At 72.6% G+C, this 18,136-nt stretch carries 12 protein-coding genes; 3 read left to right on the forward strand and 9 right to left on the reverse strand.

Annotated elements, in window-relative coordinates:
- Window positions 1-50: 50 nt before the first annotated feature.
- On the reverse strand, window positions 51-971 hold the full coding sequence (locus tag ACIBPC_RS13630; RefSeq protein WP_398843895.1) for a LysR family transcriptional regulator: 921 nt from the start codon (window positions 969-971) through the stop codon (window positions 51-53).
- Window positions 972-1,085: 114 nt separating this feature from the next.
- Between ACIBPC_RS13630 and ACIBPC_RS13635 the strand changes: the two genes are divergently transcribed.
- A complete protein-coding gene (locus tag ACIBPC_RS13635) occupies window positions 1,086-2,357 on the forward strand; it encodes an MFS transporter (protein WP_398843898.1) in 1,272 nt (423 codons plus the stop codon).
- Window positions 2,358-2,445: 88 nt separating this feature from the next.
- On the opposite strand, the gene ACIBPC_RS13640 is transcribed toward ACIBPC_RS13635, so the two are convergent.
- Both ACIBPC_RS13640 and ACIBPC_RS13645 read right to left on the reverse strand, forming a co-directional pair.
- Complete coding sequence (locus ACIBPC_RS13640; RefSeq protein ID WP_362967975.1) at window positions 2,446-2,829, reverse strand: hypothetical protein; 384 nt, start codon at window positions 2,827-2,829, stop codon at window positions 2,446-2,448.
- Between the two features lie 353 nt (window positions 2,830-3,182).
- Complete coding sequence (locus ACIBPC_RS13645) at window positions 3,183-3,713, reverse strand: hypothetical protein (protein WP_362967974.1); 531 nt, start codon at window positions 3,711-3,713, stop codon at window positions 3,183-3,185.
- 715 nt (window positions 3,714-4,428) lie between these two features.
- Between ACIBPC_RS13645 and ACIBPC_RS13650 the strand changes: the two genes are divergently transcribed.
- Complete coding sequence (locus ACIBPC_RS13650) at window positions 4,429-7,974, forward strand: ThuA domain-containing protein (RefSeq protein WP_398843901.1); 3,546 nt, start codon at window positions 4,429-4,431, stop codon at window positions 7,972-7,974.
- A 292-nt stretch (window positions 7,975-8,266) separates the two neighbouring features.
- Window positions 8,267-10,651 (forward strand): ricin-type beta-trefoil lectin domain protein, encoded by a 2,385-nt coding sequence (locus tag ACIBPC_RS13655; protein ID WP_398843904.1) that lies wholly within the window; start codon window positions 8,267-8,269, stop codon window positions 10,649-10,651.
- 92 nt (window positions 10,652-10,743) lie between these two features.
- Here the strand turns inward: ACIBPC_RS13655 and ACIBPC_RS13660 are convergent, their stop codons facing one another.
- Genes ACIBPC_RS13660 through ACIBPC_RS13685 form a run of 6 tightly spaced genes read right to left on the reverse strand, consistent with a single transcriptional unit; the run spans window position 10,744 to window position 18,004 of the window.
- Window positions 10,744-12,222 carry a glycoside hydrolase family 76 protein gene (locus ACIBPC_RS13660; RefSeq protein ID WP_398843906.1) on the reverse strand — a complete coding sequence of 493 codons (1,479 nt, stop codon included), beginning with the start codon at window positions 12,220-12,222 and terminating at the stop codon, window positions 10,744-10,746.
- A gap of 38 nt (window positions 12,223-12,260) precedes the next feature.
- Window positions 12,261-13,190: a sugar phosphate isomerase/epimerase family protein gene (locus ACIBPC_RS13665; protein WP_398843908.1), complete on the reverse strand. Its 930-nt coding sequence runs from the start codon at window positions 13,188-13,190 to the stop codon at window positions 12,261-12,263.
- Complete coding sequence (locus ACIBPC_RS13670) at window positions 13,190-14,437, reverse strand: substrate-binding domain-containing protein (protein WP_398843911.1); 1,248 nt, start codon at window positions 14,435-14,437, stop codon at window positions 13,190-13,192. The genes ACIBPC_RS13665 and ACIBPC_RS13670 overlap by 1 nt, the downstream gene beginning before the upstream one ends.
- Window positions 14,434-15,447 carry an ABC transporter permease gene (locus ACIBPC_RS13675; RefSeq protein ID WP_398843914.1) on the reverse strand — a complete coding sequence of 338 codons (1,014 nt, stop codon included), beginning with the start codon at window positions 15,445-15,447 and terminating at the stop codon, window positions 14,434-14,436. Before ACIBPC_RS13675 ends, ACIBPC_RS13670 begins: the two co-directional genes overlap by 4 nt.
- The gene (locus ACIBPC_RS13680) at window positions 15,444-16,478 is read right to left on the reverse strand and encodes an ABC transporter permease (RefSeq protein WP_398843916.1); all 1,035 of its coding nucleotides are present in this window, start codon (window positions 16,476-16,478) and stop codon (window positions 15,444-15,446) included. Before ACIBPC_RS13680 ends, ACIBPC_RS13675 begins: the two co-directional genes overlap by 4 nt.
- Window positions 16,475-18,004, reverse strand: a complete 1,530-nt coding sequence (locus tag ACIBPC_RS13685; protein ID WP_398843919.1) for a sugar ABC transporter ATP-binding protein — start codon at window positions 18,002-18,004, stop codon at window positions 16,475-16,477. The genes ACIBPC_RS13680 and ACIBPC_RS13685 overlap by 4 nt, the downstream gene beginning before the upstream one ends.
- Window positions 18,005-18,136 lie beyond the last annotated feature (132 nt).

An 18,136-nucleotide genomic window follows, 5' to 3' on the forward strand; every position in this document is an offset into this window, starting at 1 on the left:
CCCAAGTCTGCCCTGCCCCCGCCCCCGGCCCGGCAGGGCGGCCCCGTGCGTCACGCCGGGAGGCGTTCGGGGGTGGGGGTGCGGGTGTGCTCCTCCGCCAGCAGGTGTGCGAGTGCGGTCAGTTGGGGGCCGGTGCGGTCGGTGCGCCAGACGAGGGCGAGCTGCGACGCGCCGAGCCCGTCCACGGGGACGTAGCGCACGTCGCCCCGGGTCGCGCGTTCGGCGAGCGGGCGGCAGACCAGCATGGTGTGCTCGCCTGTCGCGACGAGCGCCAGCCCTTCCTGGATGGTGCTGATCCCGGTGGTGGAGCGGATGGGCGTCCCGCCGGGGGTGGCGCGCGGCACGCGGGCGGCGCGCCAGTAGTCGGGGGCGTCGCCGACGGGGTGGAGGACGTCCAGACCGGCCAGTTCCTCGGCGTGCACGCGCGCGGCGGCGGCCAGCGGGTGGGTCGCGGCGACGGCGAGCAGCCTGTCCTGCGGCGGGAAGCGGAAGCCGGTGGTGAGTCCGGCCTCGCGCACGGGCAGTTCGACCACGGCGGCGTCGATCCGGCCGCCGAGCACGGCGGCGAACGGCGAGCCGAGCGGGATCTCGGTGAGCGCCACCGCCACGTCGTGGTGCCGCCGCAGACGGCGGAACGCCTCGGTGACCTCCTCGTACACCGCGCCGTGGAAGCCGACGCGCAGCTGGAGCAGGGCGCCGCGGCGCGCGCGGTCGCGGGCCTCGGTGATCACGGTGGACAGCGCCTCGAAGGCCGGGCGCACCTCGGCCACGAACTGCTCGCCGAAGCGGCTGAGCCGCACGCTCCTGCTGGTGCGGTCCACGAGCCGGACGCCGACCCGCCGTTCGAGCGCGGTGACGAGCTGGCTGACGCGGCTCTGCGAGCAGCCGAGGCGCAGGGCGGTCCGGCCGAAGTGCAGTTCCTCGGCCAGCGTCAGGAGGCATTCGATCTCCTGGACGTGGATCTGGTTCATCGCGTCCTCCCCGGCGCCCCGTCGATCAGGTGCGTCCCGTCGATCAGCCGGGCTCATCGGTCCATGAGGAGATCGTCGTTGTTCCCGGCCCTGTGCGCTGCTTGTTTTGAGGGCATGGATACGCAGGCACCGGTTCAACGTACCGGCTCGGAAGCGGCCCGCACCACGGCGGGGCAGTGGGCCTCGGTGGGGGTGCTCTCGACGAGCACCTTCGTGGTCGTGACGTCGGAGATGCTGCCGGTCGGGGTACTGACCCCGATGGCGGACGGCCTGGGGGTCTCCCCGGGCACGGCGGGGTTCAGCCTCGGCGTCACGGGCGTCGTGACGGCGGTGGCCGCCCCGGCGGTGCCGCGGCTGCTGGGCGCGCTCGACCGCCGTGCCGTGCTGGCCGTGGCGATGCTCGTGCTGGCGGCGGGCAACGCGCTGACCGCCTCGGCGCAGGGCTCCGCGTCGCTGTTCCTCTCCCGGGTCGTCCTGGGCGTGGGGATGGGAGGGGTGTGGGGGCTGGCGGCGGCGGTCGCGGCGCGGCTGGTGGCGGCGCGCGATGCCGCGCTCGCGGTGTCGGCGACGGTCGGCGGTGTGGCGGCGGCGTCCGTCGCGGGCCTGCCGCTGGGCACGCTGGTCGGCGACGGTCTCGGGTGGCGGGCGGCGTTCGCGTCGCTCGCGGTCGTCTCGGTGGTCCTGGCCGCCGGGCTCGGGGCGGCGCTGCCGCGCCTGCCGCGTCCGGCGGTGTCTCCGGGCGGCGAGGGACCGGCGGGGGGCGCGCCGCTGCTGCGCGGGGCGGCGGTGGCGGCCGGGCTGGTCGCGGTGGCGTTCCTCGTCACCGGGCACTTCGCGGCGTACACGTACGTGCGGCCCCTGCTGGAGGAGCGCACCGGGCTCGGGCAGGGGACGGTCGCGCTGGTGCTGCTGCTGTACGGGGCCTTCGGGCTGGTGGGCAACTTCGCCGCCGGTGCGCTGGCGGCGCGGCGCGCCCGTGCCACGGTGGTGGGGCTGGCCGCCGGTGTCTGCGGGGCGCTCGCGCTGCTGGCCCTCCTCGGCTCGGCCGCCGGTCCCGCGGTCGCCGGTGTCGCGCTGTGGGGGCTGGCCTACGGCGGGGTCTCGGTCGCGGGGCAGATCTGGATGACGCAGGCGGCGCCGCACCGGGTCGAGCAGATCACGGGGCTGTACGTGGGGGTCTTCACCGGGTCGATCGCCCTGGGGGCGTTCCTCGGTGGCGTCGTCGTGGAGGGGGCGGGGATCACGCCGCTGTTGTGGAGCGCGACGGCGCTGGCGGCCGTGTCCGTCGCCGTGGGGGTGCTCGGCCGGGGCGCGGTGCCGGGGGCGCGGGCGGGCGGTGGTCCGGTCGCGGCGTCGCGGGACGCGCGGGACGGCGCGGCGGCGTGAACCGGCCCGGCTCTTCCCCCGTCCGTCCGTGCCGGACGGGGGAAGAGCCGGGCGGGGAGCCGGTGATACGGCGGCGGAGCGCGGTGGGTCAGAACTTCTGCTGGCGGCGGAGGACCGGGATCATGAAGGTCCAGAAGAGGGCGAAGGCGGCACCGACGCCCAGGCAGATGAGCCCCACGGCCAGTTCGCCGGTCACCAGCATGAAGATGCCCAGCACCAGCACCACGGCCGTGGCGCCGATGCTCCTGCCCGCCTGGACGCGGATCCTGCTGCGCTGGGAGCTGCGGTCGCGGCTTTCGAGCTCGTCGTACTCCTCGCGCGACATACGGCCGGACTCGACCGCCGCCCATCTCTTGGCACGTTCTCTGCGGCCGATGAGGACACCCGCCACGACCAGGACGGCTGCCGCCGCGAGCAGCCACGGCCACCAGCCGTCCGGCACCCACGATCCGCTCCTTGCCAGCTCCACCATGACCAACTCCTCGTCTCGAACCCGTCGTTCGGATCTCCACCGGATACCCCGTACGCTCCCGTATGTGCGCGATCGGCGGCACCGTTCCGACGCGGGCCGACGCCCGGCCGACAGGGCGGCGTGGCGGCGTCCTTCACGGGGTGGGGCCGGGCTGCCCCTCACCGGCGTACGGGACGTGGCAGCGTGTCAGGCGGAGGGAACGGCCGGGCGGTGCGGATGCCGGGCGTTCCGCCTTGCCTCCATCATCGGACAGCGCCGGAACGACGCGATGGCGGCCGCCCCTTGGAGCGCCCGGTGGGAGGTGCCTGGTCGTGGGTTGGCCGTGCCGGGCCTCGGCGCCGGACCAGGCGTTGTCATCGCAGGGTTTCCAGGAGAGCGGCGCAGAGCTGCGCGTCACGCACGTCGGCGGGGATGAGCCGGTCCGCCTCGGTCAGCAGCGTGCTGGCCTCGCGGGTGACGTCGGTGTGGTCGAGGCCCGCCTTGAGCCCCACGCCTTCCCCTATGAGCCGAAGGCCCGTGCACGGGGTCGTGTCGACGTCGCGGGCCGTGAACCACAGTGCGTCCAGGCTGTACAGCGCGTCGACGGCGTCGTACGCGCCGAGGCGCCAGGAGCGGGCGACGAGCCCGCAGACGGTGTCCCAGAACAGCAGCGCGGGCAGTTCGCCCATCTCCTCGCGGGCCTGGAGGGCGAGGCGGGCGACCGCGTCGTCCTCGGCGTGCGGTGGCGGTGACGCCGCTGCCGCGAGCTCCCGGAGAGCGGGCCAGTCGCAGCCGAGGCGCAGCAAGGACAGTCCGACGGCACGCCAGCCGTCTCCGGCGACCAGCCAGCCGTCCGGGCAGGAGGCCACGGAATGGGTCACTTGGGCGAGGCTGCGCCGGTGCATGGGCCTGAGTCTAGGAAGTCCCTGTCGGCAGGCAGTACTTCGGATGGGCGTACGCGGTATGCCGATCGCGGCGGACGAGGAGCAGGGGGAGATGCGCGACGCGGGGGCGCTGCCCGATAGGGCGCACCGGCCAACCGGCCCGGGTCGGGCCGGGGAAGCGCCTGCGGGCGATCTCGCCGGTGCGGCCGCTGCTGTGGCCGCGGCCGGCTTGGCCGACCCGCTCATCGGCCGCTCCTCGGGGTCGGCACCGGCGGCGGGGAGACGTGGCGGTCTCGTCGGCGCAAGGGATCGTGCGGGCGCCTCCTGGAGGGTGATCGCAAGGATGCCGCTCGGAGCGCTGCGCGCGAAAGGACATCGCGCGGCGGGGCCGGACGGGTGCCCGCGCCGGGAGTGGCGGGAGTGCCGTGGGGTGCGCCGCTGACCGGGGAAGGGGCGGTGGCGGGCCAGGGGTGACCGTGCGGTGAGAAGTCAAAGTTCGTCGTGCGTCACGCAGAGCGCGCCATTTTCCGTTCGAAGAAGTCCTTACTTTGTCCCTTGACGAGCGGAACTTCTGCTCCGACAGTGCAGACGACGAACCGTACAGGTACATGACAGCGCATGAACCGTCAGGTCCGCACGGCTTTGCTCACCACCCGGCCGCCGCCCGGCGGCTCCCTCCGAGGCACGGCGCGTCCCGATCCCGTTCCGTCCGAACACGACCATCGGAGAGGAACCCATGAGAAGACCCCCGGGCCGCCGTCGCCTGACGGCGGTCACCGCCCTGCTCACCGCTCCCCTGCTCGCCCTCGGCGCGCTGCCCGCCGCCTCCGCGTCCGCGGCCGAGAGCGCCGCCCCCGAGTTCCACGCCCTGCTGTTCACCAGGGCGGCCGACTACGTCCACGGCTCCATCCCCGCGGGCATCGAGATGTTCGAGGAGGAGGCGGCCGAGAACAACTTCATGATCCACGAGACCGCCGACCCCGCGATCTTCAACGCCGCGGACCTCGCGGAGTTCGACGTCGTCATCATGCTCCAGAACTCCGGCATGGTCTGGGACACCGCGGCCCAGCGCACCGCCATGCAGAACTACGTGAACGGCGGCGGCGGGGTGGTCGCCGTCCACAACACCCTGGACATGGGCATCGAGCAGCAGTTCCCCTGGTGGGACGACCTGATCAACGGCGGCGCCCACATGCCGGCCCACTCCCCCGGCACCCTCCAGGGCACGGCCCACGTCGCCGACCGCGCGCACCCTTCCACCCGCACCCTGCCCGAACGGTGGGAGCGGGCCGAGGAGTGGTACAACTTCTCGCCCAACCCGCGCGGCGACGTGCACGTCCTCGTCACCGCCGACGAGACCACCTACAACCCGGGCGGCTCGGCCATGGGCGCCGACCACCCGATCTCCTGGTGCCGCGAGGCCGAGGGCGGCCTCGTGTGGGCCACCGCGATGGGCCACGAGGCGGCCGCCTACGACGAGGCGGCGTTCCGCGACCACCTCGTCGGCGGCGTGAAGTGGGCGGCCGGTGTGGAGCCGGGCGACTGCGGCGGCACGGTGTGGAGCAGCTACGAGAAGGTCGCGCTCGACGACAACACCGCCGACCCCATGGAACTCGACGTCGCGCCGGACGGCCGCGTCTTCTACGCCCAGCGCGGCGGCCAGTTGCGCGTCTACGACCCCGACAGCCACTCGACCGTCACGGCCGGGACGCTGAACGTCTACACCGGCGGCGAGGACGGACTCGTGGGCCTCGCCCTCGATCCGAACTTCGCGACGAACAACTGGATCTATCTGTACCATTCACCGGCGACCAGTACGCAGGACGTCAACCGATTGTCCAGATTCACCGTGCAGGGCAACACCCTCAACCTGTCGAGCGAGGAAGTCCTGCTGGAGGTCCCCGCCTACCGCGACCGCTCGTACCCCGAGCCGGGACACACGGGCGGCAGCCTCGACTTCGGCCCCGACGGGACGCTCTACCTGAGCACCGGCGACGACGTGGCGCCCAACCTGTCGACGCACTGGCAGGGTTACGCCCCGCTCGACTGGCGCGCCGGGCAGGAGCGCCTCGACGCGGCCCGTACGGCGGGCAACACGAACGACCTGCGCGGCAAGATCCTGCGCATCAGGCCGACGAACGACGGCGGTTACACCATCCCCAGCGGCAACCTCTTCGCGCAGGGCACGGCCAGCACCCGCCCGGAGATCTACGCGATGGGCTTCCGCAACCCGTTCCGCTTCACCGTGGACCAGGAGACGGGCTACGTCCACGTCAGCGACTACGGTCCCGACCGCGGCGGCCCCACCACCAACCGGGGTCCCGAGGGCCTGGTGGAGTACAACATCATCAAGCAGCCGGGCAACTTCGGCTGGCCCTTCTGCCACGGCAACAACCAGCCGTACGCGCCCTACAACCCGGACACCGGCGTGGTCGGCGCGAAGTTCAACTGCGCCAGCCCCGTCAACGCCTCGCCCAACAACACCGGCCTGCGGAACCTGCCGCCCGTGCAGATGCCCGACGTCTGGTACGGCTACGGCGCGTCCGCCGACTTCCCCGAGGTCGGCGAGGGCGGCTCCGCGCCCATGAGCGGCCCGGTCTACAACTACGACCCGGACAACCCGTCCCCCACCAAGTTCCCCGAGTACTTCGACGGCGCCAGCTTCTTCTACGAGTGGGCGCGCAACTGGGTGAAGGAGATCCAGCTCGACGAGGACGACGAGGTCCTCAAGATCAACGACTTCCTGCCGGACATCGACTTCATCAAGCCGATGGACATGACGTTCGGCCCGGACGGCTCGCTGTACGTCCTCGAATGGGGCAGCGCCTTCGGCGGCGGCAACAACGACTCGGGCCTGTACCGCATCGACTACGTCCAGGGCGGCCGCGCCCCCGTGGTCGAGGCGAGCGCGTCGGTCACCAACGGGCCGGCGCCGCTGACCGTGCAGTTCTCCAGCCAGGGCACCCGCGACCCGGACGGCGGGGCGCTCACCTACGCGTGGGACTTCGACGGCAACGGCACGTTCGACTCCTCGGCGCAGAACCCGTCGTACGTCTACCGGACGGTCGGCGAGTACACAGCGCAGCTGCGGGTCACCGACTCCGACGGCAACGCCGGGTACGGCAACATCCCCATCAACGTGGGGAACACGGCGCCGACCGTGCGGATCGACTTCCCGGTGAACGGCAGACTCATCGAGTTCGGCGACCAGATCCCGTACCGGGTGACGGTCACCGACCCCGAGGACGGCACCATCGACTGCAACAACGTGATCGTCAACCCGGCCCTCGGCCACGACGACCACGAGCATCCCACCACCGACCTCAGGGGCTGCCAGGGGACCCTGGACACCTCCAACCTCGGCGGGCACCCGGAGGGCGCCGACCTCTGGTACGTCCTCAACGCCCGCTACACCGACCGCGGCGCCACCGGCACCGGCGCCCTGACCGGCTACGGCCGCGCCGTCCTCCAGCCGCGCCACAAGCAGGCCGAGTACTACCACGCCCAGGCCGGGACGCGGATCGTCTCCCAGGCGGGGGCGGAGAACGGGCAGCGGATCGGCGACATCAGCAACGGCGACTGGATCGCCTTCGACACGATGAGCGTCGAGGGCGTCAACTCGGTGTCGTACCGCTTCTCCTCGCCGTCCGGCGGCGGTTCCATCCAGCTGCGCGCCGACTCCCCGACCGGCACGCTGCTGGCGACGACGCCGGTCACCAGCACGGGCGGCTGGGACACGTACCAGTCCACGCCGTCCGTTCCGGTCGCGGCGCTCAGCGGCACGCACCGGCTGCACCTGGTGTTCACCACCACGTCGGACAACTCCTTCGACGTGGACGCCATCCAGTTCGGCGCGCCGAGCGGGTACGAGACGCTCAGCGCCCGGCACTCCAGCAAGTGCGTGGACATCCCCGGGTTCTCCACGACACCGGGGACGGGCGCGACCCAGTACGCCTGCAACGGCGGGACCAACCAGCAGTTCACGGCACGTGACGCGGGCAGCGGCCGGGTCCAGCTGGTGAACCGGAACAGCTCGCTGTGCCTGGCGGTGGCCGACGGGTCCGCCGCGAACGGCGCCGCCGTCGTGCAGACCGCCTGCGGCAGCGCGACGAGCCAGCGGTGGCAGTTCACGGACGCCGGTTCGGGCTTCGTCCGGATCGCCGCCCAGCACAGCGGCAAGTGCCTGGACGTGGAGGCCGCTTCGACGGCGGACCAGGCACGCCTGATCCAGTGGACCTGCGGGACGGGCACGAACCAGCAGTTCCGCCGTACGCCGGTGTGATCCGTACCGGCTGAACGGCACCACCGCAGGTGAACCGTACGGCCCAGGGCCGTGCCGCCGGTCGCGAACCGACCGGCGGCACGGCCCGCCGAGGGCTGCCCGGACGGTGCGCGCCGCGCCGCCGGACCGGTTTTTCCCGGCGTGGAGAAGGCATGGACGGCTCCACCGCGAGTCCCTACCGTGTGCGTCACGGGCACTTTACGCGTACATGACATTTACGTGCGCGGGCCCGCCCGTCCCGCACCACCCCCGTTCCACCCCCTCGCTCCGCCTCGGCATGTCAGGAGGACATGTGAGAACACGGAAGCACCGGCGCACGCGCGCACGTGCGCTGGGTGTGCTCCTCAGCGGGCTGTTCTTCGCGAACCTCGCCTCGCCCGGCACCGCCACCGCCGCCGACGTCCCGCCCCAGGAACCGGGCGTGACCCTGCGCACCTTCGACGTCGGCATCCCGCTCAACGAGATCTGCCCCCTCAAACCGGGACAGACCCCCAACGTCGACAAGCTCCTGCCGACGATCGACTGGACGACGACCGACCAGTTCGGCGGCACCGACAACTTCGTCTCCCAGGTCATCGGCAACATCAACATCTCCCAGGCCGGCACGTACACGTTCCGGCTGATCAGCGACGACGGCTCCCGGCTGCTCATCGACGGCCAGGAGGTCATCGACCACGACGGGCTGCACTCCGCGACGCCGAAGGACGGCTCGGTCGCCCTCACCTCCGGCTACCACGCCCTGCACATCGACTACTTCGAGCGCGGCGCCGACCAGCAGCTCACCCTCCAGTGGCGGCCGCCGGGCGCCACCGCGTTCACCCTCGTCCCCAACTCCGTGCTCAGCACGGACGCGGGCGTCGTGCGCGTGACGGCGCCGGGCCGCAAGGAGTGCGAGAGCGGCTTCGACGCGCCGGGCGACGGCCTGCCGCTGACCGGCGTGCACCCCAACTACACGCTGACGAACCTGCGTCCGGCCGGTTTCGAGCCACAGGTCAGCGCGATGGACTGGCTGCCCGACGGCCGCCTCGCCATCACCACCTGGGGCGGCACCGACAACGTCACGGGCGAGGTCTACCTGCTCAGCGGCGTCACCGGCGCGACGAGCCCGAGCCAGGTCACGTACCGGCGCATCGCCCAGGGGCTCAGGGAGCCGATGGGCATCAAGTACGTGGACGGCAAGCTGTACGTCTCGGAGAAGCACCAGCTGACCGAGCTGAACGACACCAACGGCGACTGGGTCACCGACCAGTACCGGCGGGTCGCGCAGTGGCCGTACGGCGGGAACTTCCACGAGTTCGCCTTCGGCCTGCTCTACCAGGCGCCCAACTTCTACCTGAACCTCTCCGTCTCCATCAACTACGGCGGCGCGACGACCAATCCGCAGCCCGCGCCCAACCGCGGCACCACCATCAGCGTCAACAAGGACACCGGCCAGGTCTCGTACGTCGCCGGTGGCCTGCGGACGCCGCACGGCATCGGCTGGGGCCCGGAGAACGAGATCTTCGTCACCGACAACCAGGGCGGCTGGCTGCCCTCGTCGAAGCTGCTGCACGTCAAGCAGGACCGGTTCTTCAACCACTACATGAACCCGGCCGGGCCGTTCGACAACCGCGCCGTCAGCAAGCCCGTGCTGTGGCTGCCGCAGAACGAGATCGGCAACTCGCCCAGCACGCCCGTCACGCTCACCCAGGGCCCGTTCGCCGGGCAGCTGCTGATCGGCGACGTGACGTACGGCGGCCTCCAGCGCGCGTTCCTGGAGAAGGTGGACGGCGAGTACCAGGGCGCCGTCTTCCGCCACACGCAGGGGCTCGAAGCGGGCGTGACCCGGGTCAGCATCGGCCCGGACGGCTCCATCTACACCGGCGGCCTCGGCGCGGGCGGCAACTGGGGCCAGGAGGGCAAGCTCAGCTACGGCCTCCAGAAGCTCACGCCGAACGGCACCAACGGGTTCGACATCAAGTCCATGAGCCTGACGAACAACGGCTTCGTCCTCACCTACACGCAGCCGCTCTCGCAGGCCACGGCGGACGCCCTGGCGAGCAAGTACCGCGTGCAGCAGTGGCGTTACGCGCCCACGGCCGACTACGGCGGCCCGAAGCTGGACGAGGAGACGCTGTCCGTCTCGTCCGCCCAGCTGTCGGCGGACCGCACGCAGGTCACGCTCACCATCCCCGGCCTGAAGACCGACCGCGTCGTGCACGTCCAGTCGCCGCGGCCGTTCAGCTCCCAGTCGGGCGAGACGCTGTGGAGCACCGAGGCGTGGTACACGCTGAACGCCAGGCCCGGTGAGCGCGCGGGCCAGATCACCGGCCTCGGCGGCCTGTGCCTGGACAACAGCCAGAGCAACACCGCGGACGGCAACCCGGTCCAGACGTGGGCGTGCAACAGCAGCGGCGCCCAGCGCTGGAGCGTCGGCGAGGTGGACGACACGCTGCGCGTCCAGGGCAAGTGCCTCGACGTCAGCAACGGCGGCACGGCGGACGGCACGGTCGTGCAGCTGTGGACGTGCAACGGCACCGCCGCCCAGACGTGGCAGCACCAGGCCAACGGCAGCCTGCGCAACCCGCGTTCGGGCAAGTGCCTCGACATCCCCGGATCGAGTACCGCCGGGGGCACGCGGCTGACGATCTGGACATGCAACGGCGGCGCGAACCAGCGGTGGACCCTGCCCGCCTAGCGGGATGACCAGGCGCACCGTGTAAGACGGCACGAAGGGGCCCTGACCGGCCGGGAAGGCCGGTCAGGGCCCCTTTGCGTGCGGGCGGCGGATCAGCTCAGCTGGGCCGCGTTGAGCAGGTCGAGCGCGCTGTGCTGGCAGCCGTGGCCGACGGTGGTGCGCGGGCCGGCCCAGTGGGAGCTGTAGAGGTTCAGCTCGTTGCGGGCGTTGGCGTACGCGGCGTCGGCCTGCCGGTCGAGGTAGGCGTTCCACGGGTGGTCGGACAGGTACGCGTTGAGGGCGCCGAGGCCGCGGGCGTAGGCGCCCTTGAACGAGGGGCCGTCACCGGTGCAGCCGTCCGACTCGCCCGGCTCCCGCAGGATGCCGCCCGGGTTGAGGGATGACGAGCCGGTGGAGGCGTTGGCCAGGTTGCGGGCGGCGGTCAGCAGGCTGTTGTCGCCGGTGGCGCGGTGGAGTTCGGCCAGGCCGCCGAGGATGACGCCCTGGTTGTACGTCCAGGTGGGCTGGCCGTTGTTGGCGCAGCTGTCGTTCAGCCCGTCGTTGATCAGGTTGGACGAGTTGATCATCCCGCTGCTCCTGAACCAGTTCCACTCCTGCTGGGCCCGCTGCAGGTACACGGTGTCGCCCGGGATGCGGTTGTGCAGGGCGGCGTTGAGGTGGAGGTACAGCTCGTTGGTGATGGCGTTCTTGTAGTCGTCCGACTGCCGCCACTGGACGCCGCCGCCGCACTTGCTCGTCCAGTAGCGCGCCATGTGCTCGGCGTCGGTCCTGGCCGTGTCGAGGTAGCGGGTGTCGCCGGTCAGGTCGTACGCCTTGATCCAGGCGAGGCCCCACCAGCCCGTGTCGTCCAGGTAGTCGTTGCGGAAGTCGCCGCCCTGGTCGTCGCGTGCGCGCTCCCAGGTGCGGGCGATGGCGTAGGTGTAGCTGCCCATGCCGCTGATGCGGATGTTGTCGATCACGGCGGTGAGCGCGTTGGCCGACGTCCACCAGCCGTTGCCCTCGAACAGCCCGGTGTTGCGGTCGTACATGGCCATCAGGCCGGTGGCGGCGGCCGTGCTCCTGCTGCCCGCGTTGCGCGTGTCGCGCGCCCAGGGCGTGCAGGTGATCTCCGGGGCGCCGGACGCCTTGCCGCAGGCGCGCAGGGCGCCGACGCCCTGGTTGGCCCAGTCGTCCACGTTGTACATCTGGGTGCGCCAGCCGCCCCATCCCGCCGGGGTGGTCGTGGCGCCCAGCCTGCTGTTGTCGCCCCACGTCTTCCCCGCGTCGAACGAGCGGTCGAGCCAGACCTCGTCGCCCGCGCCGCCATTCTCGATCGACGCCCAGCCCATCGCCGAGGTGTCGTCGATGTGCAGGCGCACGGTGCGGCCGTGCACGGTGGAGCTGACGGGAACGCGGTCCTGCACCGCGTTCGAGGGGTCGCGGGCGTCGCAGTACGTGTTGCAGACGACCGCGAGCGGGACGACGGCGCTGTCCGCCGCCTCCCGTCCGTCGGCCTGTGCCAGGGGGGTTGTGCCGAGCAGCAGCGTGGACAGCACGACTGCGGCTCCCGATAACGTGCGGAACAAGGACATGTCACGCTCCTGCCGCGGCCGGTGCCGCGGTCACATGGTTACCTGTGGGGGATCGCCCCCTCGGTGGGGGCCGGGCGGCCGAGGGCCCGGCGCAGGAACGCCAGACCCTCGACCGCGATGGCGTCCTGGTGGGGTGCCAGGGGACGCCAGACCGAGGCGGCCACCGCGATGCTGTCGTTGTGCGCGGTGAACGACTCGATGCACAGCGGGCCGGTGTGGCCCGCCGCGCGCAGGGCGCCGAGGAACGCCGGCCAGTCCAGGTGGTCCCGGCCCGGCGTTCCCCGGTCGTTGGCGCAGACCTGTACGTGGGCGATGCGCCCGGCGGCCTGTGCCACGGCGGTGTCGAGGCCCGTCTCCTCGATGTTCTGGTGGTACGTGTCCAGGCACAGCCCGACCGCGTCGGCGGAAAGCCCTTCGAGGGCCTCCAGGGTCTGCGCGACGGTGTTGAGGAGGCTGGTCTCGTACCGGTTCAGCGGCTCGACGCCGAGGGTGATCCCGGCGGCGCGCGCGTGGTTCACGACCGGGGACAGGCGGTCGCGCCACTCGGCGAGCGCGGCGGCCCGTTCGTCCGGTGTCATGCGCCAGGTCCGGCCGACGGCGGCGTACATCGGGCCGGCAACCACCGGGGCGCCCACCCGCTCGGCGGAGTCCACGCAGCGCAGCAGGTACTCCTGGGTGCGCTTGACGGTGGCCGCGTCGGTGGCGACGAGGTCGCGTCCCGGCGGCATCACGGCCATCACGGCCGCCGCGGTGAGGCCGTGGCGGGCGAGCAGCAGGGCGACGGCGGCCGGGTCCCAGTCGTCGGCCTGCTCCAGGGGCAGTTCGACGGCGTCGAAGCCCCACGCGGCGAGCCGGGGCACCGTCTCCGCCAGGGCGGCGCCGTCCACCGGGGAGTGCCAGATCCAGGGGTTGGCGCCGATAGGGAAGCCGGGGGCGTCGGAAGTGTGAGGGGTGTCGGAGGTCGTCATCACTGGCCTCCCCAGTCCTGCGGGTAGCCCGGCAGGTCCTCGCAGCCGCACAGGCCGTAGTGCAGGGGCGGCATGTCGCCGGTGAGGTAGTCGTCGCGGTTCTCCTCGGTGATGACCGGCTGCGGCAGCACCCACTCGGACGGCACCTCCTCGCCCGCCAGGATGCGCAGCGCGGCGATGACCGGGGTGCGCCACTGGAACGTCGGGTAGCCGGGGGCGATCGCGGTCAGGCCACCGTCCCGCCAGGCCTCCAGGAAGTCACGCTGGTCCTCGCCGGTGATGGGCGGGACGTCCTCGCCCGCGTCCTCGAACGCCTCGATGGCCGCGACGGCGGTGGCGCCTGAGTCCATCCACACGCCGTCGATGCCGCCGTTGCGCTGGATCGCGTCGGTCACGATGGACTTGGTGGTGGCCGGGTCGCCCTCGGTGAACTCGACGCCCACGACGTCGAGTCCGCCCTCCTCCAGGGCGCGTTCGGCGGCGGCCCAGCGGTGTTCGAGCACGTCCACTCCGGGCGAGATGCGCAGGGCCAGCACGCTGCCGCCCGGCTCGACCTCGTCCACGAGGAAGTCGGCGGCGGCCGCGCCGTACGCGTACCCGCCGACCGGGTGGATGAAGGTGACGGGGCAGTCGGTGGTGACGCCGCGGTCGAAGACGACGACCGGCAGCCGCGTGCAGGCGTCCTCGATGGCCGGGGTGAGGGTGGCCGTCGTGTTGGGCGAGACGATCAGCAGGTCGCAGTCGCGGTTGCTGAGGTCCTGGATGTCGGAGATCTGCTTGTCGTCCTGGCCCTCGGCGTCCAGCACGGTGAAGTCGGTGATCTCCTCGTGCTGCGCGACCTCGGCCTCCATGGTCGTCAGGCCGACCTGGCGCCAGGGGTTGAACACGCCCGCGTTGGAGAAGCAGAGGTGGACGCCGTCGGCTGTGTCCGCCGCGTACTCCTCGGTGCTGACCAGCTCCGGGCTGAGCATCTGCTCCCAGGGGCGGTCGGCCGGGCCCTCGGGCGTCTCCTGGGCGAGGGCGAGCTGCCGCTGGTACTCGTCCTCCTCGAAGAACTCGGTCTCCGCCGCGTCGGTCTCCTGCGCGTCGCCGGAGCCGGATGAGCCGGAGGGTGCGCCGGGGGTGTCCTGCGGGACGTCGCTGCTGCACGCGGCGAGCAGGAAGGCCGACAGGAGCGCCGTCGCCGCGAGCGCGGGGCGGCGGGCCGTTCTGGAGCGGGCGGTGCGGAGCGTGCTGCGTGCGGTCATGCGGCGGGACCTCCGGTTGTGGTGGAACGGCGGCGCAGGCGGGACCAGTCGGCGGCCCCGATCGCCACGGCGGCGATGACGATGACGCCCTGGACCGTGGGTTCCAGGGCGCCGGACACTCCTCGCAGGTTGAGCAGGGTGAACAGCGCGGTGAGGGCGAACGCCCCGGCCATGGCGCCGACGACCGACCCCCGGCCGCCGCCGAGCAGCACGCCGCCGAGCACGACGGCGGTGATCGCCTCGAACTCCATGCCGCTGCCCGCCTGGGCGGAGACGCCGGAGAAGCCGCCGACGAGCACGGCCGCCAGCGCGGCGACGGCGCCGGAGAGGACGAAGACGGCGACGCGGACGCGGTGCGTGCGCACGCCGGACAGTTCGGCGGCGCGTTCGCTGTCGCCGGTGGCCATCAGGGTGCGGCCGAAGCGGGCGCGCATCAGCAGGGCGACGGCGACGCCCGCCGCGAGGCAGACGACGACCGCCCAGGGCAGGCCGAGGACGTCCTCGCGGCCGATGGCGCGGAAGTCGTCGGGCAGGCTGCCCCGGGGCGAGCCGCCGGTCCAGTAGAAGACGCCGCCTTCGAGGATCAGCATCATGCCGAGCGTGGTGATGAACGACGGCACGCCGAGGGCCGTCGTCACCAGCCCGTTCACCGCGCCGACGGCGGCCCCGGCGAGCAGCAGGGCGCCGGTGACGACGAGCCAGTGGGCGCCGGGGAACGCGTCGTAGATCTCGGCGGCGACCACGACCCCGGTCGTGACGACCGCGCCGACCGACAGGTCGAAGTGGCCGCTGACGATGACGAGGTACTGCCCGGCGGCCAGCAGCACCAGGGGCGCTGCGCGGCGGACGAACGCGAGGAGCCGGTCCGGTTCGTAGAACGACGGGTCGGTGACGGCGAGGGCGGCGAGCAGGACGAGGAGCAGGGCGTAGACGGGCAGGGCCGTGCCGAGCAGCTGCGTGAGGCGGGCGCGGCCTGGCGCGGCGGCGGGGATGGGGCGCGCGATGGTCATGCGGTCCTCCTCGCGGAGCGGCGGCGGCGTGTGTAGACGGCCACGGCCGCGATGATGATGACGCCGCGCAGGACGTTCTTGAAGAAGGGGTCGACGGCCAGCTGGTTGAAGACGCTGTCGAGGACGGCGAGGACCACGACGCCGCCGAGCGTGCCGACGACGCTGCCGCGTCCCCCGGCGAGGATGGTGCCGCCGAGGACGACGGCCGCGATGGACTCCAGGTCGTAGCTCGCCTCGGTGCCCGCCCAGGGCGAGCCCGCGCCGAAGCGCGCGGCGAGGAACAGGGCGGCGATGCCCACGCACAGGGAGCACAGGACGTGGGCGGCGACGACGGTGCGGCGGGTGCGGACGCCGGAGAGGCGTGCGGCGTGCTCGTCGCCGCCGGTGGCGTACATGTGGTGGCCGAGGCGGGTGCGGCGGCAGACGAACCACAGGGCGAACGCGACGGCGGCGAGGAGGAGTACGGCGAGCGGTACGGGGCCGACGCGGTCGTAGCCGAGGCGGCGGAACGTCGCGGGCACCGCTCCGGCGGGTCCCGTGTAGTTGTCCTCGATCCAGCCGCGCAGGATGAGGGCGACGCCGAGGGTGGCGATGAACGCGTTGACCTTCAGGCCGGTGACGATCAGCCCGTTGGCCAGGCCGACGGCCGTGCACAGCGCGAGGACGGCGAGGACGGCGATGAGGACGTTGCCGTCCTGCCCCGCCATGGTCTCGGCGGCGACGAGGGTGCCGAGGCTGGCGAGGAAGGCCACCGACAGGTCGAGCGATCCGGTGAGGATCACCAGCGTCTGGCCGAGGGCGATCAGGCCGAGGGCGACGCAGTTCTGGAGGATGCCGGTGATGTTGGGCTGGGTGAGGAACTCGCCGCCGCGCGCGGTGACGACGATCCAGCCGAGCAGGGTGACGCCGAGCGCGGCGAGCCAGATGCCCACGGCGGGGTCGGCGAGGCGGCGGCGCCACGTACCCGCGCCCGTGGCCGGGCGGCGGGCGAGCGCCGGGAGGGGCGCCTCGGAGGGCGAGGTGGCGGTCATCGGCCGGCACCGTCCTCCCCGGCGGAGCCGGTGAGGGGCGAGGCGGCACGGGGCGGCGCGGCCGAGGTGGCGAGCCGCATGATGTCCTCCTCGGTGGGGCCCGCGGGGAGTTCGCCCGCGGGGCGCCCGTCGGCCATGACGAGGACGCGGTCGCTCATGCCGATGAGCTCCGGCAGGTCGGACGAGATGAGGACGACCGCCATGCCCTCGGCGGCCAGTTCGCGCACCAGGGTGTGGATGGCGGCCTTGGCGCCGACGTCCACGCCGCGCGTCGGCTCGTCGAACAGCAGGACGCGGGGGCGGACGGCGAGCCACTTGGCGATGACGACCTTCTGCTGGTTGCCGCCGGAGAGGAAGCGGACCTCCTGGCGGGTGCCGCGCGAGGTGAGGCGTACGCGGTCGAGGAGGCGGGTGACGCCGTCGTCGCCGCGCGGGCGGTCCGCGCCGGACGGCGGCACGGCCCGCGTGACGAGCAGCGCGTTGTCCTGGACGGACTGCCGCAGGGCGAGCCCCTCGGCCTTGCGGTCCTCGGTCACCAGGGCGATGCCGGAGCGGATGGCCTCCCGGGGGCGGCGCGGGCGCAGCGGCCGCCCGCCGAGCGTCATCGTGCCCCGGGTGAACGGCGCGGCGCCGAAGACGGCGCGGGCCAGCGCGCTGCGGCCCGAGCCCTGGAGGCCGCCGACGCCGAGGATCTCCCCGGCGCGGACGGCGAACGAGACGCCGGACAGCCGGTCGTTGCCCGCGTCGTCGACGGCGAGCACCGTCCCGCCCAGGGCGGCGGTGTCGGCGCGCGGCGGGTAGTAGGCGCTCAGCTCGCGGCCGACCATGGACCGGACGATCTCGTCCACGGTGGTGCCGGCCGTGTCGACGGTGGTGACGTGGCGGCCGTCCTTGAGGACGGTGATGCGCTGCGACAGGGTGAAGATCTCGCGCATGCGGTGCGACACGTAGAGGATGCCGAGGCCGCGGGCGGTCAGCCGCCTGACCAGGGCGAAGAGGGTCGCCACCTCGTGCTCGGCGAGCGCGGCGGTGGGCTCGTCCATGATGAGGATGCGGACGTCCGCGGCGAGCGCCTTGGCGACCTCGACGGTCTGCTGCCGGGCCACGGACAGGTCGCGGACGGGGGTGTGCGGGCCGATGTCGGCCGCGTCGAGGTCGGCCAGCAGCTGCGCGGTGCGCGCCGCCATGGCGGCGCGGTCCACGAGTCCCCTGCGGGTGGGTTCGCGGCCGAGGAAGACGTTCTCGGCGACCGTGCGGTCGGGGAGGAGCGCCAGCTCCTGGTGGATGATGCCGACCCCGGCGGCCTGCGCCTGGGCGGGGTGGGTGAACGAGCGGGGCTGCCCGTCGATCTCGATCCGTCCCCCGTCCGGGACGTGCTCGCCGCTCAGCAGCTTCATGAGGGTGGACTTGCCCGCGCCGTTCTCGCCGACCACGGCGTGCACCTCGCCCGCGCGCAGGTCGAGGGAGACGCCGTGGAGTACTTGTATGCCGAGGAACTTTTTTGTCATGCCCTGCATCGACAGCATGCAGGCAATGTCGGGGCGCCAGAAAGGTCTGTCAATACTCAAAGCATGGGTAAGACCGAACGGAATCAAGGAAGTTGGTCCGACGACCCCGGCCACTTTGTCCCGTTGGAAGCAAAAGTCCGTCCGCTGGAG

It is taken from the genome of Streptomyces sp. NPDC049879 (genome assembly GCF_044461265.1).
In the GTDB taxonomy this organism is placed as follows: domain Bacteria; phylum Actinomycetota; class Actinomycetes; order Streptomycetales; family Streptomycetaceae; genus Streptomyces.